11 protein-coding genes and 1 pseudogene are annotated in these 14,263 nt (G+C 66.5%); 3 read left to right on the forward strand and 9 right to left on the reverse strand.

The window, feature by feature from the left end:
• Positions 1-140 precede the first annotated feature (140 nt).
• Positions 141-464: pseudogene (locus HT579_20660) on the forward strand (cache domain-containing protein).
• A 297-nt stretch (positions 465-761) separates the two neighbouring features.
• Here the strand turns inward: HT579_20660 and recG are convergent.
• Both recG and HT579_20670 read right to left on the reverse strand, forming a co-directional pair.
• Positions 762-2,807, reverse strand: coding sequence for an ATP-dependent DNA helicase RecG (gene recG, locus HT579_20665; protein QKS31123.1), 2,046 nt, complete (start codon positions 2,805-2,807; stop codon positions 762-764).
• Complete coding sequence (locus tag HT579_20670; protein ID QKS31124.1) at positions 2,807-3,190, reverse strand: RidA family protein; 384 nt, start codon at positions 3,188-3,190, stop codon at positions 2,807-2,809. The genes recG and HT579_20670 overlap by 1 nt, the downstream gene beginning before the upstream one ends.
• Positions 3,191-3,425: 235 nt before the next feature.
• Here HT579_20670 and HT579_20675 point away from each other — a divergent pair, with 235 nt between their 5' ends.
• Positions 3,426-4,838, forward strand: a complete 1,413-nt coding sequence (locus HT579_20675; protein ID QKS31125.1) for an outer membrane protein transport protein — start codon at positions 3,426-3,428, stop codon at positions 4,836-4,838.
• Between the two features lie 123 nt (positions 4,839-4,961).
• Positions 4,962-5,303, forward strand: a complete 342-nt coding sequence (locus tag HT579_20680) for a hypothetical protein (GenBank protein QKS31126.1) — start codon at positions 4,962-4,964, stop codon at positions 5,301-5,303.
• A 4-nt stretch (positions 5,304-5,307) separates the two neighbouring features.
• Here HT579_20680 and HT579_20685 read toward each other — a convergent pair whose 3' ends face one another.
• From HT579_20685 to HT579_20715, 7 genes are all read right to left on the reverse strand, one after another.
• Positions 5,308-5,952, reverse strand: a complete 645-nt coding sequence (locus HT579_20685; GenBank protein ID QKS31127.1) for an SPOR domain-containing protein — start codon at positions 5,950-5,952, stop codon at positions 5,308-5,310.
• An 18-nt stretch (positions 5,953-5,970) separates the two neighbouring features.
• Positions 5,971-6,585, reverse strand: coding sequence for a DUF2802 domain-containing protein (locus HT579_20690; protein ID QKS31128.1), 615 nt, complete (start codon positions 6,583-6,585; stop codon positions 5,971-5,973).
• Between the two features lie 142 nt (positions 6,586-6,727).
• On the reverse strand, positions 6,728-7,930 hold the full coding sequence (locus HT579_20695; GenBank protein QKS31129.1) for an acetyl-CoA C-acyltransferase: 1,203 nt from the start codon (positions 7,928-7,930) through the stop codon (positions 6,728-6,730).
• 20 nt (positions 7,931-7,950) lie between these two features.
• Positions 7,951-10,338 carry a 3-hydroxyacyl-CoA dehydrogenase/enoyl-CoA hydratase family protein gene (locus HT579_20700; GenBank protein ID QKS31130.1) on the reverse strand — a complete coding sequence of 796 codons (2,388 nt, stop codon included), beginning with the start codon at positions 10,336-10,338 and terminating at the stop codon, positions 7,951-7,953.
• Positions 10,339-10,570: 232 nt separating this feature from the next.
• Complete coding sequence (locus HT579_20705) at positions 10,571-10,969, reverse strand: acyl-CoA thioesterase (protein QKS31131.1); 399 nt, start codon at positions 10,967-10,969, stop codon at positions 10,571-10,573.
• Positions 10,962-12,890, reverse strand: coding sequence for an enoyl-CoA hydratase/isomerase family protein (locus tag HT579_20710; GenBank protein QKS31744.1), 1,929 nt, complete (start codon positions 12,888-12,890; stop codon positions 10,962-10,964). The genes HT579_20705 and HT579_20710 overlap by 8 nt, the downstream gene beginning before the upstream one ends.
• A 35-nt stretch (positions 12,891-12,925) precedes the next feature.
• Positions 12,926-14,227, reverse strand: a complete 1,302-nt coding sequence (locus tag HT579_20715) for an acetyl-CoA C-acetyltransferase (protein QKS31132.1) — start codon at positions 14,225-14,227, stop codon at positions 12,926-12,928.
• Between the last annotated feature and the right edge of the window lie 36 nt (positions 14,228-14,263).

Here is a 14,263-nt window from a genome sequence, read left to right on the forward strand (position 1 = left end):
CACAGATGACGGACTCAGGAAGGAGAGACATGCGGACGGACAGATGGACGATCAGGAAGCGCCTGATCATGATCTCGGCAGTGGCCGTCGTCGGCCTCGGGGTTCTTGGACTCGACTCGCTGTACGCGCTGCGCGGCAGCATGCTGCAGGACAGGAAGGACAAGGCGCAGGTTCTGGTCGAGGTTGCCGGCGGCGTCATCGCCCGTTTCCATGAGCTTGCCAGGAACGGCACGCTGAGCGATGACGAGGCGCGCAAGGAGGCAGCAGAGACCTTGCGCCACATGCGCTACGCGGGCAGCGAGTATTTCTTCATCCTCGATACCCAACACCGCTTCGTGATGCACCCGCTGAAGCCGGAGCTGGAAGGCACGAGCGGTGCCGAAATGCGCGACCCGAACGGCAAGCCGCTGATCCAGGAACTCGTTCGCACGGCACTCGCCAGCGAGCGTGGCGGGCTCGTCGAGTAACAGGCGACGGTCGCCGAAGACGTCGCCCGCCACCTGCAGCACATCGCCTCGATGACCGAAGAAACGAGGAGCACGATGCACGCCAACAGCACCGCAGTCGCTGAACTCGAGCAGCTCGCGGGCCGGCTGCGCGAAGTTGTCGCCCGTTTTCGCGTCGTCTGAAGCTGACCCGGCAGCGGTTGGCCAGGCAACCGTGGCCGACCGCTACCCGATGGGATCTGCCCAAGGGGCGCATTGCCGACTCACGCCGACCCCGACAGATCAATTGCCCGAGCATGTGGCGTCAGGAAAGGCTCAGCCCCGCAGCAGATCCTCGCGATCGCCCAGCCACCGCTGCAGATGACGCCCGGCCTCCTCCGGGCTGTCACGCAGCAGGCGTACCGCCATCGAGTGCGCCAGTTCGACGAGGTCGGCGTCCTTCTCCAGATCGGCATGGCGCAGCAAGGGTTCTCCTGACTGCCGGCTGCCGATGAATTCACCGGGGCCGCGCAGGCGCAGGTCCTGGCGGGCGATCTCGAAGCCGTCGCTGTGTTCGAAGATGATCTTCAGGCGCGCGCGGGCACTGGCAGAAAGTGGCGGCTGGTAGAGCAGGACGCAGACCGAGTCATGTGCGCCACGACCGACACGGCCGCGCAACTGGTGCAGTTGCGCCAGTCCGAAGCGCTCCGCATGCTCGATGACCATCAGGCTGGCATTCGCCACGTCGACACCTACCTCGATGACCGTCGTCGCCACCAGCAGGTCGATCTGGCCGGCGACGAATGCTGCCATCACCGCCGCCTTCTCCTCGCTGCGCAGGCGGCCGTGAACCAGCCCGATGCGCAGGTCGGCGAGTTCGGCGCTGAGGGCCGCATGCGTGTCGAGCGCCGCCTGCAGATCGAGCTTGTCCGATTCCTCGATCAAAGGACAGACCCAGTAGGCCTGGCGACCACCGGCGACCGCAGCGCGCACCGCGGCAACGACCTGCTCACGGCGATCGGCTGAGAACAGGCGGGTCCTGACCGGCGAGCGCCCTGCCGGCATCTCGTCGATCAGCGAAACGTCGAGGTCGGCGTAGTAGCTCATGGCCAGCGTGCGCGGGATCGGCGTCGCCGACATCATCAGCTGGTGCGGATTGCCGCCCTTGCGCCGCAACTCCAGGCGCTGCCGGACGCCGAAACGATGCTGCTCGTCGACGATGATCAGCCCGAGGCGTGAAAAGTCGATGCTCTCCTGGATCAGTGCATGCGTGCCGACAACCAGCTGTGCGCCGGTTGCCGCCTGCTGCTGCCGCTGCCGCTTGAGCTTGCCGGCGAGACTGCCGGTCAGCCACAGCACCTCGACAGCCAGGGGTTCCAGCCAGGCGCGCAACTTCAGGAAGTGCTGCTCCGCCAGTATTTCGGTGGGGGCCATCAGCGCCACCTGGTAACCCGCCTCGATCGCCTGACACGCAGCCAGCGCGGCGACGATCGTCTTGCCGCAGCCGACATCACCCTGCAGCAGTCGTTGCATCGGTCTGGGCTGCGCCAGATCGCCGGCGATCTCGGCAGCCACCCGGCGCTGCGCCGCGGTCAGGGCGAAGGGCAAAGAACACTCGAGCCGCTGCGCCAGCTGCCCGGTCGCCGGCAGGACGGGAGCCACCTGCCGGCGCCGCGCGAGGTAGGCGCGGCGCAGCGACAGCTGCTGTGCCAACAGCTCGTCGAACTTGATGCGTCGCCAGGCGGGGTGGCTGCGATCCCGCAGGGTCGCTTCGGCAACCGTCGGCGGCGGCGCGTGCAGCAGCGAGACCGCCGCGGCAAACGACGGCAGCGCCTGCGCGCGGCACCAGTCGGGGTCGAGCAGTTCGCGCAGGTCGGCATCTTGCAGCGCGCGCGCGACCAAGCGGCGCAGGGTAGCCTGACCGAGGCCGGCAGTCGTCGGGTAGACCGGTGTCAGCGACCGCGCCAGGGGCTCGTCCGCGGCAACGATGCGATAGCGCGGATGGACCATCTCGAGGCCGTGGAAACCGTACCGAATCTCGCCGAAGATCCGCAGCCTGCTCCCGGCCGCACGGGCCGCTTCAAGTGCCCGCTGCTGGCTGCCGTGAAAGCTGATGAAGCGCAGCGCGAGAATGCCGCCACTCGCATCACAGACTCGGACCACGAGCTGACGCCGCGGCGCCCGTCCGACGGCGAGGTCGAGTACCTGCGCCTCGACGAGCACGGCGGCCCCCGCAGCCGCCCCGGCGATGGCGGTAACGCGGGTCTCGTCTTCGTAGCGCAACGGCAGATGCAGGACGAGATCCTCACACCGCTCGAGCCCGATCCTGCGGAGCCGATTGCGGAGCGCTGGCGGAGCGTCGATCGCATCCGCTGCCGGCATCAGCCGCCGACGACCATCACTGCATCAGCCTCGACCAGCGCGCCGCGCGGCAGCGCAGCCACGCCGACGGCGGCGCGCGCCGGGTAAGGCTCGACGAAATAGCAGCCCATCAGCTCGTTCACCGTCGTGAAATGGACGAGATCGGTGAGGTACACGTTGAGCTTGACAACATCGGCAAGCGAGCCGCCAGCTGCCTCGGCAACCGCCTTGAGGTTGTCGAAGACGCGGACAATCTGCGCATCGATACCGTCCGCCAGCTTCATCGTCACCGGGTCGAGGCCGATCTGCCCGGAGAGGTAGACGGTCTCGCCAATCCGTACCGCCTGCGAGTAAGTGCCGATCGCCGCGGGCGCCAGCGGCGTCGAAATGATCGTTCTGGTCATGGGGCCGTCCTCCACTCCGTGTCGGGTTGAAAGCCGGGATATTAAACCGCTGGCAAGGAGAGGACCATGTTGGCGATCAATGCACCCGCACCCATCCCGTGTTGCGGAAAAACAACGCTCATGGTAACCATCTGAAACATTTGCTGGAGTCGCGTGTACAATCCCACGAACGGTGCATGGAGCAGCCCGTTGGGCATGGACACCGTCGATAACCTTTCTGTGGGGAGAATCGGAAATGTTGAAAAGCCGTCTTCTTGTGGTTCGAACGATACCGGCGCTGATCGCCGTGTCCTTGTCGGGTTACGCTGGCGCCTCGGGTTTCCAGTTGATGGAGCAGAACGCCAGTGGCCTCGGGGTCGCCTTCGCTGGATCGGCAGCGGTGGCGGAAGACGCCAGCACGATCTTCTGGAATCCCGCCGGGATGGCCTATCTTCCGAAAGGGAAGATGCAGTTCGTGGGCGTGCTGAGCGCCATCAAGCCCTCGACAAGGTTCAGCAACGATGGTTCGATCAACCCGGCGGGGATTTACGGCGCTGCTGGCAACGGCGGTGACGCGGGTGGCTGGGCATATGTCCCGGCCATGTATTTCGCGATGCCCGTAAACGATCAGATCAGCGTCGGCCTTGGCGTCAATGCGCCCTTTGGACTGGCCACCGAGTATGACAAGGGCTGGGTCGGCCGCTTCCGCGCCCTCAACTCGGACGTCGCGACGATGAACATCAACCCGTCGATCTCCTTCAAGCCGAACGAGACGTGGGCTTTCGGCCTCGGAATCAGCGCGATGAAGCTCGACGGCACTTTCAGCAACAATGTCAACGCCAGCGGCGCCCTATGTTCCGGGCTGGGAGCTCCGGCCCTGTGCGGCCCGGCGGGTGGCCTGCGCAACCTCGAGGGCTGGGCCAGGATCGTCGGTGATGACTGGGGCTACGGCTACAACCTCGGCGCCATGTTCCAGCCGTCTCCGGCCACCCGGGTTGGTCTGTCGTATCGTTCGGCGATCGACTTCAAGGTCACCGGTAACGTGAACTTCTGGCGACCGACGGTCACAACCCTGACGCCGGGTCTGAACGCCGCCGCCAACGCGGCGCTTGCCGCAGGCCTGTACAACGGCAACGTCAAGGCCGACATTGAGCTGCCCGACACCGCCATCCTCAGCGCCTGGCAGCGACTCAGCGACCGCTGGGAGATGATGGGCGACATCTCGTGGACCGGTTGGGCAAAGATCCAGGATCTGACCTTCGTCCGCACTGACGGTGCCGCCGCCGGACGTACCCTGTCGAGCACCGAGGAAAACTGGCGCAATACCTGGCGGGTGGCGCTCGGCGCGGCCTACCAACTCGACGACCAGTGGAAGTTCCGTGCCGGTATCGCCTACGACCAGTCGCCGGTCGACAGTTCCGAATACCGCACGCCGCGGCTGCCCGACAACGACCGCACCTGGCTGGCAATCGGCGCACAGTACAAGCCGACCAGGGAACTGGTGTTCGATGCAGGCTACACCTACATCTGGGTCAAGGACTCGTCGATCAACGACAGCGGCGGCATGAACGCGACGCAGGCAGCCAACGTGGCGGCCTCCGGCTGGCTCAAGGGCAACTACAGCAACAACGTCAATATCCTTGCGGTACAGGCTACCTACAGCTTCTAGCCCTTCGAATCCCGCGACGGCGCGAGAGCCGTCGCGCGGTTCTTTCGCCCGCAGATTGCTGCCCCCGGCGCGATACGCCTGCCGTTCGCCGCGGGCAACCGGCTTGCCCGACCTTCTCCTGTCATGGTGACGACGCCGCTCATCGCCAACCTCGAAAAGCTCCTCGGTGGGCCGCGCGACGGCGCGCTGCTCCGCTACTCGCTGGGCAACGAGCATTTCAGGGCAGGCGACTTTGCGCAGGCAGCGATCCGCCTGCGTGAAGCTGTCGAACGCGACGCCGGATACTCGGCAGCCTGGAAGCTGCTCGGCAAGGCTCTCGCCGAAGGCGGCCAGAATATCGAAGCTCTGGCTGCGTACGAGCAGGGAATCGCCGTTGCCGAAGCGCGCGGCGACATCCAGGCCGCACGCGAGATGGCCGTCTTTTCGCGGCGCCTGCGCCGCCAGTTGCCGCCGTCAGACCACTGAGCGGCTATGGCTTGTCGCCATGACCTGGCAGAATGACGGCGTCGATGCCACGCTTCTGTATCTCCCGACGCGCTGCCTCCGCTTCGGTACGCGTCCGGAAAGGGCCTACCTGCAGGCGGGTTTCGACGCTTGCCGGAATGCCTGCCTGAGCCAGACTTGCCTGCAGTTCTTCCGCGCGGCGCCCGTCGGCCAGCAAGCTGGTTTGCAGCCTGGGCCCCGACCGCAGACGCGACGGTAAATCGGCGGTGGCCGCCGGGGTATCGGCCGCAAGGCCCGCAACCGGTGCTGATGGCGTTTCGGTCGACGCCAGCGAAGCTTCGATTGCCGCACCAGTGGCCTGTGGTTCGGCAATTACCGGCACCAACGTCGGTGTATCGGCCGGAGACGGAGCAGGCGGCAACGGCGGCGGATCCTTCCTCCTCACCGGTACGGGCTCGGTGTACTGCGGGCTGGCGCTCGCCGCGTCTTCGGGCGGAGCCAGGTAATCCAGCAGCGGCAACGTCGCCGACAGGACCAGGATCAGCGACCCCGCAAGGCCCATCCGCCAGCGCAACTGGCGTTCGATCGCAGCCTCTCGGTCGGCCGCCGCCGATGCCCGCACGAACTGCGCCGCATCTCCGGCCGGGTTGGTGCGCGATTTCATCGTCATCGATGGTCTTCTTTCGGCCTAGCGACCGTCGCGACGGTTGCGCGCCAGCGCGACGATGAGATCGGCCTCGGCACGGGCGAGGCCACAGCGATGCGCGATGGCGGTAGCGTCGTGACCCTGAATCGCCATCTGCATGGCATCGTTGTACAGTGGCGGCGCGCTTGGCGCCGTGTTCTTCGCCGCCTGCCGGACGTCCTCGCGCGCGGCCAGGACTTCGGCACGCAACTCGTCGACTTCACATCGTAGCTGATAAAGCTCGCGCTGCAAGGCATCGATCAGTTCCTGACCGGGAATCTGCGGCGGCGGCTCGTTCCAGGGGAAACTCGTCCCCCCCGTATCGAAGTGCGCTGCGGCGTCAGGTACTGCAGCCGCCGGAGGCACCACGTCCGCAGGTCGCTGCGGCGTCACGGGAGCCTGTGGTGGCGGGTCGGCGGATTCCGGTTGCTGTATGGCAGTGTAAGCCGCGACCGCCGACTGCGCTGCCAGGGACGGCGTCGCCAAGGCAGACTCATGCAGGCGACGCATGCGGACAAAGAGAACGAGGATGTACACGACAAGCAACATGATCATCGCGATCAGGCCTTCTCGCCAGCCGAATCTGCCCAGTAGCTCGAGATCCATTGCGCGCCTCATGACGACATCCGGCCGACATTATGCCAGACTCCGTGGCAAGGACCCGCTTGTGCAGTCGCCCTGCGCGTCGCTCGAAGTCGCAAGCAGAAGCGGGCCTCGCCCGGCTTTCCGGACGAGGCCCGCGATCACCGGGGCGAGAAATCTACTCGATCGACTCGAAGAGCCCGGCGGCGCCCATGCCGGTGCCGATGCACATCGTCACCATGCCGTAGCGCTGTCGTGTCCGCCGCAGTCCATGCAGAAGGGTCGCCGTGCGGATGGCGCCGGTTGCACCAAGCGGGTGACCGAGAGCGATGGCGCCACCGAGCGGATTGACCTTCTCCGGGTCGAGATCGAGCGTACGGATCACCGCCAGCGCCTGCGCCGCGAACGCTTCGTTGAGTTCGAACCAACCCACGTCGTCCTGGCGGATTCCCGCCAGCCTGAGAACCCGCGGGATAGCCTCGATCGGGCCGATGCCCATGATCTCGGGGGCGACGCCTGCCACCGAAAATCCGGCGAAGCGGGCCAGCGGCTGCAGGTTGAACTGCTTGAGAACCTTTTCCGAGACGAGCAGTACAGCGGCCGCACCGTCGGACATCTGCGAACTGTTGCCCGCCGTCACCGAGCCACGGGCAGCGAAGACCGGTCGCAGTCTGGCGAGCCCCTCGACGCTGCTGTCACGGCGTGGTCCCTCGTCGTTTTCGGCGAGATACTCCTTCACCGCCACCTCGCCGCTGCCGAGGTCGGGAACCCGCTTGCGTACGGCGTAGGGCGTGATCTCGGCGCGGAAGTGGCCGGCGTCGATCGCCGCACACGCCTTCCGGTGCGAGTCAACGGCAAAGGCATCCTGGTCCTCGCGCGACACCTGCCACCGTGCAGCAACCTTCTCAGCCGTGATCCCCATGCCGAAGCCGATCGCGTAGTTCTCCTCCTTCTCGAAGATGGCCGGGTTGAGGGCGGTCTTGTTGCCGGTCATCTGGTTCATCAGCGACATCGTTTCGGTGCCACCGGCGATCATCACGTCGGCTTCGCCGAGGCGAATGCGATCGGCAGCCATGGCGACGGTCTGCACACCGGAAGCGCAGAAGCGGTTCACGGTGACACCGGGAACGCTGTTCGGCATGCCAGCGAGCAGCAGGCCGATACGGGCGACGTTCATCCCCTGCTCCGCCTCCGGCATTGCGCAACCGACGATGACGTCCCCGACGAGCGCCGGATCGAGGCCCGGCGTCTGCGCCAGCACCGAGCGGATGGCATGTGCCAGCATGTCGTCCGGCCGCACGTGACCGAGCATGCCCTTGCGCCGACCCACCGGCAGTCGCGTCGCGGCGACGATATAGGCATCCTGAATCTGTTTGCTCATGTTCTCTTCTCCTGGCGCGCTCAGTTGCGCAGTGGCTTGCCGGTCTCCAGCATGTGCTGGATACGCTGCTGGGTTTTCGGGTTCTTCAGCAACTCGACGAAGAGCTTGCGCTCGACCGTCAGCAGCCACCTTTCGTCGACGAGCGATCCGGTTTCGACCTCGCCGCCACACAGGGCGGTCGCAGCGGCCCGCGCCACGGCGTAGTCGTGCGCCGAGATCATGCCGCCCTCCTTCATGTTGGCCAGCATCATCTCGCAGTTGGCGATGCCGGTACGCCCGGCAACCTTGACCCCACGTGGCGACAGCCGCGGGTAATAGCCGGCCTCGGCGAGGCCGCGCGCCTCGCGCAACGCGACGTAGAGCAGTTCGTGCGCGTTGAAAACGACCTTGTCCGTCTCGACGGCAAAACCCAGTTCCTTCGCCTGCGCAGCACTCTTCGAGACCGTCGCCATGGCGATGGTCATGAACACCGGCTGGATGAATTCGAAGGGATCGTTGCCTGCGGTCCTGGCCGCTGCCTGCGCAGCACGGATGGCGAACTCCTTGCAGCCGCCGCCCGCTGGAATCAGGCCGACGCCGGCCTCGACCAGGCCGATGTAGCTCTCGAGCGCGATCACCCTCTTCGCGGCGTGCATCAGGAACTCGCAACCACCGCCGAGCGCCATCCCCTGTACCGCGGCAACGACGGGCACCGCGGCATACTTGAGAGCCATCGAGGCATTCTGGAACTCGGCCACGTACTTCTCGAGCAGTTCGAAGTCGCCGGCGCCGATCGCCTCGGCAACCTCCTTCAGATTCGCACCGAAGGCGAACGGCGCCTCGTGCCACAGGACCAAGCCCCGGTAGTTGGCCTCGGCGCGGGCAACCGCTGCCTGCATGCCGACGATGACGTCGCGACCGAGCGTGTGGTTGCGCGACTTGACGCTGACGATGGCAATCCCGGGGTCGACCTGCGGCAGCGTCCACAGACGCACCCCGTCGTTCTCCCAGACCGTTTCCCCGGCGTCGGCTTTCTCGCCCAGAAGGCGCTCGGGAAAAAGCTGTCGCTGATAGACCGGCAGCGTCGAACGCGGACGATAGGTGTCGGCACTGGCCGAGTAGGACCCCTGCGCGCCGTGCACGCCCTCGTCGGCGACGCGGCCGAAGACCCAGGCCGGCAGTGGTGCCTGGCTCATCGCCCGGCCGCCTGCGATGTCCGCCTGCACTGCCTCGGCGATCGCCCGCCAACCGGCTGCCTGCCAGGTCTCGAACGGACCCTGTGCCCAGCCGAAGCCCCAGCGCATCGCAAAGTCGAGATCGCGCGCGTTGTCGGCGATGTCGGCGAGGTGGAAAGCCGTGTAATGGAAGATGTCGCGGAAGATCGCCCACAGGAACTGCGCCTGCGGCTGCTCGCTGGCGCGCAACTGGGCGAAGCGGACTGCTGGATCACGCTGCTTCAGGATCGCCAGGACGCCGGCATCGACGTCGGCGGCGCTGTCCCGATAGTCCTGCAGGCCGAGATCGAGAACCTGGATCGCCCGACCTTCCTTGCGGAAGATGCCGGCACGCGTCTTCTGTCCCAGCGCGCCCTTGCCAATCAGCGCCGCCAGCCAGGCCGGCACGCGGTAGTGGCCGTGCCAGGGATCTGCCGGCAGGGTGTCCTGCATCGTTTTGATGACGTGCGCCAGCGTATCGAGGCCGACAACATCGGCGGTGCGATAGGTGGCGCTCTTCGGGCGGCCGATGATCGGACCGGTGAGCGAGTCGACGACATCGAACCCGAGCCCCAGCCGCTGCGTGTGGTGCATCACGGCAAGGATCGAGAAGACGCCGACACGATTGGCGACGAAGTTCGGGGTGTCCAGTGCGCGCACGATTCCCTTGCCGAGACGCGACACCAGCCATGACTCCAGATTGTCGAGCAGTTCGGGGGCGGTACCCTGGGTGGCTATCAGTTCGACCAGATGCATGTAGCGCGGCGGATTGAAGAAGTGGATGCCACAGAAGCGCGGCCGCAGCGCCTCCGGCAGACCCTCGGCGAGACGATTGATCGACAGGCCGGAAGTGTTGGAAGCGATGATCGCCGTCGGCGCGATGAACGGTGCGATCTGGCGATAAAGATCATTCTTCCACTCCATCCGTTCGGCGATCGCTTCGATGATCAGGTCGCAGTCGCGGAGCTGCTCCAGGTCCTGCCCGTAGTTGGCGACGTCGATGTAGGCAACACGGTCCTTGCTCGCCAGCGGCGACGGCTCGAGTTTCCCGAGCCCGTCGATCGCCTTGCGGACAATCCCGCTGGCATCACCCGTGGCAGCCGGCAGATCGAAAAGCACCACCGGCACTTCGGCATTCGCGAGGTGCGCGGCGATCTGCGCGCCCATGACGCCCGCTCCGAGTACGGCGGCCTTGCGTACTGTGAAGTTGCTCAAGCTGTTCTCCTGTTATGGGTCGAATGGGTCGACTGTGTCCGCCGGGAACGCCCCGCACCGGCCCTGCACCAGGCCGATCAAACGAACGTTTGAATTATACGCTGACAACTGCCAACGTCAACTCCGCGTGCTGCACAAGTCTCCGGGTATTGCGCGAATGAACCGCTGGACGGTACCGTCAAGAGCCTGGGCGATGAATTGCTCAAAGCCGGTCAAGCGGCGCTGCGTGCGCTCAGACAGGACCTGGCAGCCCCCGCTTGCAGCCGTTCTGATCGATGGCCACGTAAGTCAGTACCGCTTCGGTCACCTTCACCGTGATCGGCTGCGCCGGGTGGCGCTCGGCGTAGACCTCGACCCGGACGGTGATCGAGGTGCGACCGGTACTGACCACTTCGGCAAAGAAGCTGACGACGTCACCGACCGACACCGGCTGCTTGAAAAGGAACGAATTCACCGCCACGGTGGTCACCCGGCCGCGCGCACACCGCATCGCCGGTATGGCGCCGGCCACGTCGACCTGCGCCATGATCCAGCCGCCAAAGACGTCTCCCTGCGGGTTCACCTCGGACGGCATCGGCACCACACGCAGGATCGGCTGCCTGTCGGGCAGCACGGTCACCAGTTCAGGCATGCCGGCTCCGCAGGTAGTTCAGCGGGCCACCGGTGAACGGTGCGAAGCCGGTGCCAAAAATCACGCCGGCGTCAGCCAGGTCGGCGTCGGCGACGACGCCGTCGGCGACCAGTTCCCGGGTTCTCTCGAGCAGCGGACGAACGAGGCGCTCGGCAAGGCCTGCCGGCACCGGCCCGGCGGGAGGCTTCGTCGGCTTGCCAGCCGAATGGTCATAGAAGCCGCGGCCACTCTTGCGCCCCAGGTGGCCGGCGTTGAGGCGCTCGAGCAGGCAGCGCGGTGGTTCCGCCCCGCTGCCGGCCAGACTCCTGCCGGCGGCCATCGCGACATCGAGGCCAACCATGTCGACGAGCTCGATCGGTCCCATCGGCATGCCGAAAGCCAGCATCGCCTCGTCGACGGTCGCTGGCGTGATCCCTTCGTCGACCGCACGCATCGCCTCGAGCATGTACGGGCCGAGAACGGCGTTGACCAGAAAGCCTGGCGCGCTCTTCACCGGTAGCGGCAGCCGGTCGATCTGGCGGACGAAGGCGGTCGCGCGCTGGACGGTGTCGGCGTCCGTCCCGCCGGCGGCGACGACCTCGACCAGCGGCATCTTCGCCACCGGATTGAAGAAGTGGATGCCGACCAGCCGTTCGGGCCTCGCCAGCACGCCGGCGAGGTCCTCGATGCGCAGGCTGGAGGTATTGCTGGCGAGAACCGCCTCCGGCCGCATGCGCGCTTCCAGACCAGCGAGCAGGACTCTCTTGGCTTCCAGGTCCTCGAAGATCGCCTCGATCACGACGTCGGCCTGGCTGGCGCCGTGTCCTTCGGGATCTGGGATCAGGCGATCCATCACCTGGCGCAGCTCGCGCGCATCGCGGATGCGCTGCCCCCAGGCGGCGTAGGCCCGCTGCAGGGCCGGCGCGATCCGCTCGATGCTCTGGTCCTCGAGGGTGACGGTCAGCCCGCGCAAGGCGCACCAGGCGGCGATGTCGCCGCCCATGACGCCGGCACCGACGACATGCACGCGCCGGGCCGTGAAGCTGCTGGTCTTGCCGAAACTCTTCAGTCGCTCCTGGAGGAAGAAGACGCGCACCAGGTTGCGCGCCGTCGGCGAGCGGACGATGCTGTCAATCAGTTGCGGCGCCGCCAGCGCGTTGCCCTGATGCCGCGCCCAGATATCGATGATCGCATAGGGCGCCGGATAGTGCTCGCGACGCGCCCGCCGTGCGACCTGCTTTCTCGCGCCGCTGGCAACGACCCTCCTGAACGGTCCATTGAGCAGGCGCTGCAGGAAGGGGGGACGCCGCCGTGGCTGGCCGCTCAGGACGAGCAGCGCCGCTGCCGCGTCCATCACGCGCGGTGGCACGCAGTCGTCGGCGAGTCCGAGCCGCTTCGCCTTCTTCGCGTCGATCGTCTTGCCGGTCAGCATCATGTCGAGCGCCGCTTGCGGGCCGATTCGTTCGGGCAGACGTAGCATGCCGCCCCAGCCCGGAACGATGCCCAGCATCACTTCCGGCAGACCCATGCGCGTCGGCGACTCGTCGACGGCGAGCAGGTAGCGGCAGGCGAGCGCGAGTTCCAGGCCACCACCGAGGCAGTGTCCGCGCACCAGCGCCAGCGTCGGGTAGCGCACCGCCTCCAGGCGATTGAACAGGTGCCAGCCGCGCGCCACCAGCTCGATGCCCTTGGCCGGCGTCTCGAGCTGCGTGAACTCCTGGATATCGGCGCCGGCGATGAAGCCCGCAGCCTTGCCGGAGCGGAAGACGAGGCCCTGCGGCGGTTGCCGGTCGAGCTCGTCGAGCAGCTGCGCCAGCTCTGCCATGACGGCGCTCGACAGAGAGTTGGTGGTTTCGCCTGCCTTGTCGAGAGTCGCCCAGGCGAGACCCTGCGCGTCGACTTCGAGCCGCCAGTGACGCCAGCCATGTGTGTCGAGACTCATCACCGTTCCTTGATACTCGTTTTCCGTCAGCAGCTTCATGCGACACCCGTTCCGATGTTCTCGACCAGCATCGCTCCGCCCTGACCACCGCCGATGCAGATCGCGGCGATGCCGCGGCGCGCGCCGGCAGCGCGCAGGGCGTGCAGCAGGTGAAGGACGATGCGCGCCCCGGAAGCGCCGACCGGGTGACCGATGGCGATGGCGCCGCCGTCGACGTTGAGGCGCTCGCTGGTCAGCGAACCGAGCGCTGCCGGCAAACCGAGCTGCTCGCGACAGTAGACATCCGACTCCCAAGCTGCCAGGCAACCGATTACCTGCGCGGCGAAGGCCTCGTTGATCTCCCAGAGATCGATGTCGTCCAAGCCGAGTTGCTGCCGTTGCAGGATCGGTGTCGCCGCATGCACCGGGCCAAGTCCCATCTCTGCCGGGTCGAGGCCGGCCCACTCGCTGTCCATGATCCTGCCGAGCGGCTGCAGTTGCCAGTCGTCGACAGCCGCCTGCGAGGCGAGCAGCAGCCAAGCCGCACCGTCGGTGATCTGCGAGCTGTTGCCCGGCGTGACCCGGCCGTAGCGACGGTCGAAGAACGGCTTCAGCCTGGCCAGCCCAGCCATGCTGGAGTCGGCGCGGACACCGTCGTCCTCGCGATACACCCGTCCCTGGCCATCGACCAGCGGCACGATCTCGCCGAAGCGCCCCGCTTGACGCGCCGCGACCGCCCGCTGGTGACTGCGGACGCTGAACTCGTCCATCTGCTGGCGCGAGATCGCGAAACGCCAGGCGAGGTTCTCTGCCGTCTGGCCCATCAGCAGCCCGACGACCGGATCCGTCAAGCCCTTCAACAGCCCGATCACCGGCGACAGCAGCTGCGCCGGGCGCAGCCTGGTGAACATGCCGGCCTTCTGGCCGATGCTCTTGGCCTGCATCATCCTTGCAAACCAGTGCACCATCGCTTCGTTGTACAGCAAGGGCGCATGCGACAGCGCGTCGACACCGCCGGCAAGGACCAGTTGCGAACGACCGGTGCGAATGTTGGCCATCGCCGCGTCGATGGCCTGCATGCCGCTGGCGCAGTTGCGCATCACCGTCCACGCCGGTACCCGGTGCCCACAACCAAGGCGCAAGGCGACGACGCGACCGATGTTGACTTCGTCGGGCGACGGGCTGGCACAACCCAGAATCACCTCGTCGAGGTCGGCAGCGGAAAAGCGCTGACGGATCAGCAGCGCGCGCCCGGCATGCACCGCCAGATCACTGGCAGTGAACGGACCCGGGGCGTTGCGCCCCTTGAGAAACGGGGTGCGCGCTCCGTCGACGACATATACCGGCTCAGATCCCAATTCCTTCTCCTTCTCCGAGTTCCTCTGGCAGCAGTG

Origin of the sequence: Candidatus Accumulibacter similis (genome assembly GCA_013347225.1) — a bacterium.
In the GTDB taxonomy this organism is placed as follows: Bacteria; Pseudomonadota; Gammaproteobacteria; order Burkholderiales; family Rhodocyclaceae; genus Accumulibacter; species Accumulibacter similis.